This window comes from Flavobacterium sp. (assembly GCF_044371705.1).
GTDB lineage: Bacteria > Bacteroidota > Bacteroidia > Flavobacteriales > Flavobacteriaceae > Flavobacterium.
Window position 1 is genome coordinate 1 of the sequence record NZ_JBILTE010000095.1, and the last position, 10,390, is coordinate 10,390.

Genomic DNA, 10,390 nt, shown 5'->3' on the forward strand with positions numbered 1-10,390 from the left:
ATAAATTTAGAGTTATAATTTCTGAAATTAACTCGCCATTTTTTGTCATACCTTCAATTTTTAATTTAACTACTTTTTGATTATAATGAGGGAATTTTAATTCAAAGGTGCCGTTAGTTACACTAATTAATGGTTCCCAATGAATCACGCCATGGTTTTTGAAACCTAAATCATCATAAGTATAATATTCTTTATTTTTAAAAGTAGTGTTTTTTGTAAAACCACCTTTCACAACAATATCTTTTGTTTCAGAATAACTGCTTTTTATTTTAGAACCCGGTAATGTATATATTTTTATTACACCTTGATTTGCATTTCCTTGTATGAATGAATCAGAATACATATCAATATAAATCTCATCAATTTGACTCATGTCATAGGATTCTAAAATTGAATATTCAAGTAATAAAACATCGTCTACATAAATAGCGGGCGACTTTTGTTCTCTATTGCCAATCCTGCTGTAGATATTTAACTGGCCAAAGTCATTGATAACACCAAAACCTTGTTGGGATAAAAAATCAGTAATTCTGAGAAGTTTTTCCTTTTCAGTACCAGCAATCTTGAAAGCTTTATAATTGCTGCTATTGGTATTTGTATTTAATCTTTTGAAGTTGTTTTTAGAATTACCGCTTAAATCAACGTTGTCTAAATAGATAATTTTTTCTTTGAAAAGAGGCATTGAATTTTTTGCTATATCGGTTTCTTGTTTAATTGGTTTTGAACATACTATGGGCTCAGGTTTAAATGGTTTTGAGAATACTCTGTTAGCATTTGTTACCGTATAATACATTTTAATATCAACCGTCTTAGTCAAGTCTTTGTAAAGTGTTAAATTAAGCATTAACGAATCGGCCAAAGCAAGATTTTCAAATACAAATTCTTTTTTATCATTTAGCGGACTTTTTAAGTTTAAATTGTAAGGCAATGAAAAAAGTGCTACTTGATATTTTGAAAGGTCTTTTAAATCTTGATTTATTGTCCCCTTTATAGTTAGTCCTTTATCAAATTCAAACGAACTCCGCTGCGTATTATTTAGTAAAAAATCCCAATTGGTTTTGTTTTTTTTACTGATTAATGCGTTGTCAACAGTAATCAAATCAATCCTATTTTTTGAAGTAAAATGTATTGGCAAAATGTTGACCGAATTCTCTGTAACAGCATCTGTTTGAAAACTGGAAAAAATATTTTTTTTGTTATCTAAATTTAAACTTTCCTCCGGTAAAACAGAAATACTTAAATCTCCAAATTCTTGATTAATTGTGCCTTTAAAAGTTACGTCACTTGCAGTTTTTGAGGTTTTGGAGAAATTAAATTCTACTTTATTTGAATAGGGGTTAAATAAGAGTCGCTCACAAAGTTTTTTTAATGTGCTGTCAAGAATTAAAGTCGTATTTAATCCAACAAATAATTCAGATTTAGGAATAGTAAATGTAATTTCATCTTTAGACCCAAAACTAAATTCATGTACAATTGATTTTTCATTTTGATAAATTACCAAATAAAAAACATCATTTAATTTATTGTTATTTAATAATTTTCGGGCAACTAGTATTGTTTTATCAGTGAATGTTATGTTATTTATAGCAAGTGAAACTCCTTGGTATACATAATTTGGTAACGTCTCATCAAAAGTTTGTCCTTTAAAATTGTAAACAGCTTTTAATGGTAAATTAGTTGACTGTTTAATTTCAAATTTACCATATCCTGACTTATCTGTCATAAATGTAGTAACTATTTCACCTTTTGAATCAATAATTTCACCGGAATTGATTTGAATCCCATTAGAAAAACAGTCAGAAATATGAATGCCAATAGCTGTGGTAAATCCATTTAATAAAACACCGGATTCCGGAGTAAAAACCGCTTTTATATCTGTTTCACGATTTGTTGCAGATGAAATATATTCAGTATCCTTTATGTTTATAACATCAAAAGCAAAAACACTAGACTCATTTTCGTAAAAATTATTCATCCAATTGGTGTATGTATGAATAAAATACCTGCCGGAAGCGATGGTTTCCTTCAGTTTTAATGACCCCGAAAACACGCCTTGATCTGCAAAAAATAAATTTGTTTGAATTTTGTTCCCGTTTTCATCCAAAAGCAAAACATATACATTGTTTGTTTCAACAAAAGGGAGTTTTGATTTTCGATTGTAGATATATCCTTTGAACCAAATCTCTTCACTAGAGAAGTATTGGTTTTTATTTAAATGTAAATGAATGGTTTCTCTATCGTAGAAATAATAATCAGAAAATTTTTTTGAAATTTTTTGAGACACAGATAATGTTTCCTGAGAAAAAGAAAAGTTAAAGCACAACAGTATTATAAAAATAATGAATTTTAGTTGTTTAGGCATGTAATTTTTGGTTTAAAAGAAGTTAAAACAATCCGTTTATCTCAGCATCAATTCGGTTGATTATCATTCCTAAATCTTCAGGGTTATCAACAAAATTGATGTTGTCTACATCAATAATTAAGAGTTTCCCTTTATCATATCCTTGAATCCAAGCTTCGTAGCGTTCATTCAATCTACTTAAATAATCAATTGAAATTGTGGTTTCGTAGTCACGACCTCTTTTGTGAATCTGACTCACTAAATTTGGAATAGAACTTCGCAAATAAATCAGTAAATCGGGAGCTTGCACCATGCTTTCCATTAAATCAAATAATGAGATGTAATTCTGGAAATCTCTATTAGACATCAATCCCATCGCATGAAGGTTGGGAGCAAAAATATGCGAGTCTTCGTAAATGGTGCGATCCTGAATAATTTTTTTTCCGCTTTCGCGAATTTGGAGTACTTGTCTGAACCTGCTGTTTAAGAAATAAATTTGCAGATTAAACGACCATCGTTCCATCTGGTGGTAAAAATCATCTAAATAGGGGTTGTCAACAACATCTTCAAAATGAGGTTCCCATTTAAAATGTTTTGCTAATAAGCGTGTAAGTGTTGTTTTTCCGGCTCCAATATTGCCTGCGACTGCTATATGCATTAGGGTAATATGATTTTATAAGTACTAATCTCGTTGTTGGTAAAAATAGTTAAATTTTGGTCTTTAACGGTAAAATTATCAAACGTTTTTTTGTCAATTTCTATTATTGAAGTTGTTGTAAGGTTACTATCAAACAAATAAAGTTGGTTGTTCTTCTTAAAGACAATTTTTGAATTTGAAATAAAAACTACTGCTTCACATTCCGGGACAGTAGCTATAAAAGAGATTTTCCCATATATATCACAAGTGAACCATTGATTTTTTGCATTAATCCAATGACAAAAATTAATTTCACTTTGGTAATGCAAAACCTTATCATTTAATGGAGTTGCCAAATGAATAACAACATTTTTATTAAAGTCGTACAAACCGATTTGTTGGTTGATTGTATTAAATATCCATAATCGGTTTTGAGAGGCTAATCCGGTTGCAGAAATAACCATTGGTGTTGAATTTTCAGAAAAGCTAATTTTTTTAGTAAGATTTAGTTGGTTATCCAAAAGTATAACCGTGTTGAAAGGTTCGTAAAATAGTACAATTCGCAACGGATTGATGATATCTACACGAGTGATAGAGCCAAGGGACACATTCTTAAATTGATAAATTTCAGCACCTTTTTTTTTGTAAAAAACTTGTCCTTTGGTGTAATATAGATAACCAAAATTGTCAAAGCCAACAAATAAATCTGCTTCGATTTTTTCTGCAGAAATTGCTTGGGTTACTATAATTTGTTCCTGCCCAAATAAAAATATTGGAAGCAAGAATAGAATAGCTAGCGTGAATTTTTTCATGAATGCTAATTTACAATTAAACCTTGAGAAAGAGATAATGTCTTAGAAAAATATATTTAACAAAACATTGGTAACAAAATTCCAATAAACTCGTCATATTTGATTTGCAAATAATAAAACGTTTAAAAATGAAAACAATTGTCGTTACATTAATTACATTATTTACTGCTGTTGTTGGAGCTATTGCTCAAGATTTTCAGGGAATGGCTGTTTATGAGTCAAAAACCAGCACCGCTGATATGATGGCAAATTTTGGAGGGAATAGAGAAATTACTCCTGAAATGAAAAAAAACATAGAAGAGCGTATGAAAAGTATGTTTGAAAAAACATACATTTTGACCTTTGATAAAACTACTTCGACTTACAAAGAAGAAGAAAAAATTGAACAACCCGGTCAAGGCGGCGGAGGTATGCGAATGATGGGCTCGATGATGGGTGGTGGTGGCACTCAATTTAAAAACGTGAAAGACAAAACATATACTGTTGATAAAGAATTTTTTGGTAAAGAATTTTTAATAGTGGATTCATTGCCAAAATTAGAATGGAAAATGGAAGGTGAGACCAAACAAATTGGTAATTATTTGTGTTTTAAGGCTACAGCTGTTCGGCCGGTAGTAGAATCTGATTTTAGAAATTTTCGTCGTAAAAAAGAAGATGAAGTTAAAAAAGAAGATTCTAAACAGGAAGAAGTTGCGAAAACAGAGGTTAAAACAGAAGAAAAAGCTAAAACCACCAATTTTATGGATGGTTGGGAAATGCCAAAAGAAATTATTGTTACTGCTTGGTATACAATGGATGTTCCCGTTCCGCAAGGTCCCGAAAATTATTGGGGATTACCGGGGTTGATACTGGAAGTAAGTGATGGAAAAACCACTATTTTATGTTCTAAAATCGTCGTTAATCCGAAAGAGAAAAAAGAAATCAAAGCCCCTAAAAACGGGAAAGTTGTCACTCAAAAAGAATATGATAAAATTGTAGCTGATAAAATGGCAGAGATGCGTGAAATGAATCAAGGTCAAGGAGGCCGCACTCAATTTAGAATGGGTGGTTAATTCATTTTTTTAAAGCTAAAAATTAAATCATAAAAGCACAATGATAAAAAAACTATATACTCCTTTATTTATTTTTATTTCTTATTTTTCTTTTGCACAGTCCTTGAAAGTGGAAGGTGTTGTGCAAGATTCTTTAAAAAGACCTTTGGAGATGGCCAATGTAATGGCAATTAATGAAGATACTAAAGCCATGGATGCCTACGGAATTACCAATGATAAAGGCAGATTTTCTTTAAATTTAAAGGCCAATTCAAAATATAAAATTAAAGTCAGTTTTATCGGTTTCAAATCGTTGGATGTTGTTTTGGAAACAAAAGAGGAGAACATTCAAAAAACTCTGACGATGTTTGAAGGCGGTTTTGCGTTAGATGGGGTAGAAGTTGTACAGGAGATGCCGGTTTCAATAAGTGGAGATACCATTATATATAATGCTGATTCTTTTAAAACCGGAACCGAACAAAAGCTCGAAGATGTTTTAAAAAAATTGCCCGGAGTTGAAGTGAATGCCGACGGTGAAATAGAAGTAGAAGGAAAAAGAGTTACGCAACTATTAGTCGACGGTAAAAAATTCTTTGAAGGAGATACTAAATTAGGATCAAAAAATATTCCTGCAGATGCTGTTGACAAAGTTCAAGTATTGCGAAACTTCACCGAAGTTGGTCAGTTACGGGGTTTAGAAAACAATAATGATGATGTAGCTATCAATATCAAATTAAAAAAAGGAAAAGATAAATTTTGGTTTGGAGATATAGCTGCCGGAGTTGGTCCAGATGAACGGTATATTGTTAATCCGAAATTATTTTATTACAGTCCGAATACAAGTGTAAATGTTCTTACCAATTTCAATAATATTGGCGATGTGCCTTTTTCACTACGTGATTATTTTCGTTTAACCGGTGGATCCAGAAATACGATTGGACGAAGTGGGACTAATTTTAATGTCGCGTCGAATGATTTGGGTATTTCCACCCAACGTAATGATCGTGCAGAAGAAATTGTAACACAATTTGGAGCTGTAAACGTTACGCAGAAAATTTCAAAATCATGGAATATTAGTGGTTTTGGAGTGGTTTCATCCAACGAAACATGGTTAAACACTCAGTCATTAATTGAAATATTTCAGCCAAATTCAACCGAAGTAGCAACCATAGAAAAGCGAAGTGATGTGTCAAAGGTTGATAATAATTTGGGGATTTTCAAGTTCGGTTCAAAGTTTAAGCCAAATGCTGCCTTCCAATTAGATTACGACGTTTCTTTGCGTCGTTCTTCACAAAGTGAAACAAATGATGTGATTACCAACTCAGTAACCATCGATCCAGACGGCAATTTTGAACAGTCAAACGTAATTAATTCATTTAAAGACAACGACCCGCTTGCTGTAAATCAAAGTTTAAATATGTTTTGGACACAGGATGCCAAGAATACTTGGGTTTTAGAAGTGCAACAATTATATCAAGATGAAGACCCTTTGTATAATCCAACATTAGAAAATGATCCTTTTCCGGCAATTGGATTCAATCAAGATCAGGCTTTTTACAACCTCAATCAGGAACGATTTGTAAAAACAAATAAAATAGACGCTAAAATTGATTACTATTATTCTATTAATATGAAATCGATTTTGAATGTAACAGTAGGAAATTCCTATTCCAATCAAAATTTTGATTCGTCCATTTTTCAGATTTTAGATAATGGGACCAAATTTGATATTGAAGAAGATGAATTTAATAACAACAATGTAAAATATTCTTTTAACGATGCTTATTTAGGGGTGCATTACAAATTTATCACCGGAAAATTTACCTTTAATCCAGGGATAAGTTTACATCGTTACAATACTTTTAATGAACAATTAGGTAATCGGGTAAATGATAATTTTACACGTGTCTTGCCAGATGTTTTTGCCCAATATCAAATAAAAAAATCGGAGTCGTTAACCTATACGTATCGAATGAATAATGTATTTAGTGATATTAATTCATTTGCAGTAGGTTTTACCTTTAATAATTTTAACTTGTTAAATCGTGGTAATCGATTTTTAGAAAATGCCCTGCAGCAAAGTCATTCGTTGCGTTACTTTAAATATAATTTGTTTAATTACACAACAATTTTCGGTAATATAAATTACAATAAAACAACCGATCCGGTTATAAACAGAACGGTTTTTAATGGTTTTTATCAAGTTAGCGAACGTCAAAATGCCGATTTTGAAAACGAAAACTTAAGTGGGAACATCGGTTACCAAAGAGCATTTTTAAAATTTTATAAAGCTTCTATAGGTGCCAATGTAAATTGGAACAAAACCAATACGTTAAGGGTAAATCCGCAGGACCCAACGAATCCAGCTTCCGATTTTATTCAAACTACGGAATCTATCGGACAAGGCTATACTTTTTCATTAGCGACACAATATCGAAAATGGCCTAACATTGAAGCTGGATATACACTTTCAATAAATGATTATCAAGGAACCACATTTACTACACAGCAGCCTTTTATAAAATTAGATTATTACTTCTTGAATGGATTTTCTATTACAAGTGATTACAATTATTACAATTATGGCAATTCAAGCGGAACCATTGAAAATGTGTATGATTTTTTGAATGCAAGTATTAATTACCGTAAAAAGGATGGTAAAATGGAATACAGAATTAGTGGAACCAACCTATTAAATACAACATCTTTAAATGATGATAGTTTTAATCAAACAGGTTTTAGAACTTCACAATATATTGTCCAACCGCGTTATGTTGTGTTTTCCTTGAAATATAATTTATAAATAAACACAATAAAAAGCAAAAACCCATCGGATTAGCAGATGGGTTTTTTATGTATTTGGAAATGTAGTTTATAAACCGAAGGCAGTTTTTACCTGATTTATATAATCTAGTTTTTCCCAGGTGAATAATTCAACAGTAATGTTTTTTTCTTCACCATTAGGAGTTTTGAAAGTTTTGGTAACCGTTTGGGGAGTTCTTCCCATGTGTCCATAAGCTGCGGTTTCACTATAAATCGGATTTCTCAATTTCAAACGTTGTTCAATAAAGTACGGACGCATGTCAAAAATACCTTCTACTTTTTTGCTGATTTCTCCATCAGTTAAATTCACTTTGGAAGTGCCATAAGTATTCACGTTAATTGAAGTAGGTTTTGCCACACCAATAGCATATGAAACCTGCACCAAAACTTCGTCGCACAATCCGGCCGCAACAAGATTTTTAGCAATATGACGCGTGGCATAAGCTGCACTTCTGTCTACTTTACTTGGATCTTTACCCGAGAAAGCTCCACCTCCATGAGCTCCTTTTCCACCATAAGTATCAACAATAATCTTTCTGCCTGTTAAACCGGTGTCTCCATGTGGTCCGCCAATCACAAACTTACCTGTTGGATTAATGTGGTAGGTGATTTCATTATTGAAAAAATGAGCATATTCAGGGTACTTAGCTTTAATTCTAGGAATTAAAATTTCGACTAAATCCTTTTTAATTTTTCCCAACATTACTGATTCTTCGTCAAAATCGTCATGTTGGGTAGAAATTACAATCGCATCAATACGAACGGGTTTATTGTCATCAGAATATTCTAAAGTCACCTGCGATTTTGCATCGGGTCTTAAATAAGTAATCTCTTTATTTTCTCTTCTTAAGTTTGCCAATTCAATCAAAATCGCATGCGAAATATCCAAAGCCAAAGGCATATAATTAGTAGTTTCATTCGTTGCGTAACCAAACATCATTCCCTGGTCGCCGGCACCCTGTTCTTCTTTATTCGAACGATCTACTCCTTGATTAATATCCGCAGATTGCTCGTGAATAGCAGATAGTATACCACAACTATTGGCCTCAAACATATATTCGCTCTTGGTGTATCCAATTTTTCGGATCACATCTCTCGCAATTTGCTGAACATCTAAATAGGTGTTCGACTTTACTTCTCCTGCCAAAATAACTTGCCCAGTGGTAACCAATGTTTCACAAGCCACTTTTGATTCCGGATCGAAAGCCAAAAAATTATCAATTAATGCGTCACTAATTTGATCTGCAATTTTATCAGGATGTCCTTCGCTTACAGACTCCGATGTAAATAAATAAGCCATATTTTTTCTTTTATAATTGTTTAAGAAAAGAAAGTATTTGACAGGGACGGTAAAAAAAGACTAAAGGAGATTTCTGCTTTAGCATTTTTTTTACGAGGTTGCAATCAGTCAAATTTTTCCTCAAAATTCAAATGCAAAAGTATGAAAGCATTTTGAATCATTGAATATGTTTTTCTAAAAATATATTTTAATTTTTAAATTAATTAACTTTAAAGTTATCTTCTGTTTTTTTTAATTACTATATTTGTTGTATTAACTTTATAAATCAAATAATTATGAAAAAACTTTTACTTTCTTTTTTATTAATAGGTTATTTTAATGCGTTTTCACAATTAACTTGTGCAACTGCAACTGTTCTGACTCCAGGTCCGACGGCTATTAATTACGGTGTTTTAAATGGCACTTATATTACAGGTTGTTATGGAACACCCACGCCAACAGGAGCTAAATGGTATTCATACACACCAACAGCAAATGTGGTTGCAAGAATTAATACAAATATCGTCCCAACTAATCCTGCTGCTGGAGATTCAAGAGTTTCAGTTTTTACAGGAACTTGTGTGGCTTTGGTCTGTTATGCTGCTTCAGACGATGTTAGTTCTACCAATTATTTAACAGATTTTACTTTTTATGCGTACGCTGGCACTACATATTATATTCAATTTGATAATAGATGGGCTCCCGATGCTGATAATTTATCTTTTGTATTTACTGTTTCTGCTCCAGCTGATTGTTCGAATGTTTTACCTTATACCGAAAATTGGAATCCTCAGCAGAACTTTATGTGTTGGACAACTTCAAGTACAGATGCATTGGTTTGGAGTTATAATAATGGGAATGATTTCAATGGCGATTTAACGAATGATCCTGTTGTATTAATTTTTCCAACAGCGGCGAATAATGCACCTAAAAACGACTGGTTAATATCGAAAGCTCTTACATTGACGGCTGGAACTACTTACAATGTTTCTGTTAAATATAATGCATTCAATAACCCTGTTCCGGCAAACGAAAGTTTTAGAGTTGTAATGCTGAATGCTCCTGTTTCAACAGCAACATTCAACCAACAAATAGGTGCTGTAACAGGAATTTTACAATCAGGTATCGGTGTTCCTGACTTATTGCCTGATGCAGTTACGGGAGTTTACAATTTCACACCAACTACTACCGGTGTTTATCATGTAGGGATCCATGCAAATACTGCAACTGCAGCTGGTATATTTATGGTTTTTGAAGTAAAAGTTCAAGTTCCATTGAGTGTGGATGATTTCCAAGCAAATAATTTCTCTTTATATCCAAATCCAACTAAGGATAATTTTATTTTAGAGACCAATACCGCATTGATGAGTGCTATACAAATTACCGATATTAATGGTAGAATTGTAAAAAACATGAATCTATCAGGTGTTTCAAATACTTCAGTTGATGTTTCAGATTTAAAATCTG

The 10,390-nt window shown here is 32.3% G+C and carries 7 protein-coding genes; 3 read left to right on the forward strand and 4 right to left on the reverse strand.

Features of this window, described 5'->3' with window-relative positions; all coding sequences use genetic code 11:
* From ACIQ2S_RS07965 to ACIQ2S_RS07975, 3 genes are all read right to left on the reverse strand, one after another.
* Nucleotides 1-2,284: hypothetical protein (locus ACIQ2S_RS07965; RefSeq protein ID WP_396174757.1), on the reverse strand; the 2,284-nt coding region annotated here is incomplete at its 3' end.
* Nucleotides 2,285-2,384: 100 nt separating this feature from the next.
* Entirely contained in the window at nucleotides 2,385-2,999 is a 615-nt protein-coding gene (locus ACIQ2S_RS07970) for a deoxynucleoside kinase (protein ID WP_396174759.1), read from the reverse strand.
* On the reverse strand, nucleotides 2,999-3,790 hold the full coding sequence (locus ACIQ2S_RS07975) for a hypothetical protein (RefSeq protein ID WP_396174761.1): 792 nt from the start codon (nucleotides 3,788-3,790) through the stop codon (nucleotides 2,999-3,001). The genes ACIQ2S_RS07970 and ACIQ2S_RS07975 overlap by 1 nt, the downstream gene beginning before the upstream one ends.
* Nucleotides 3,791-3,918: 128 nt before the next feature.
* On the opposite strand from ACIQ2S_RS07975, the gene ACIQ2S_RS07980 reads away from it, so the two are divergent.
* Nucleotides 3,919-4,842, forward strand: coding sequence for a GLPGLI family protein (locus ACIQ2S_RS07980; protein WP_396174763.1), 924 nt, complete (start codon nucleotides 3,919-3,921; stop codon nucleotides 4,840-4,842).
* 40 nt (nucleotides 4,843-4,882) lie between these two features.
* Nucleotides 4,883-7,624 (forward strand): carboxypeptidase regulatory-like domain-containing protein, encoded by a 2,742-nt coding sequence (locus ACIQ2S_RS07985; protein ID WP_396174765.1) that lies wholly within the window; start codon nucleotides 4,883-4,885, stop codon nucleotides 7,622-7,624.
* Between the two features lie 69 nt (nucleotides 7,625-7,693).
* Here the strand turns inward: ACIQ2S_RS07985 and metK are convergent, their stop codons facing one another.
* Entirely contained in the window at nucleotides 7,694-8,944 is a 1,251-nt protein-coding gene (gene metK, locus ACIQ2S_RS07990; RefSeq protein ID WP_396174767.1) for a methionine adenosyltransferase, read from the reverse strand.
* 275 nt (nucleotides 8,945-9,219) lie between these two features.
* Here metK and ACIQ2S_RS07995 point away from each other — a divergent pair.
* Nucleotides 9,220-10,390 (forward strand): T9SS type A sorting domain-containing protein (locus ACIQ2S_RS07995; protein WP_396174769.1); only part of this gene is annotated, 1,171 nt, incomplete at its 3' end.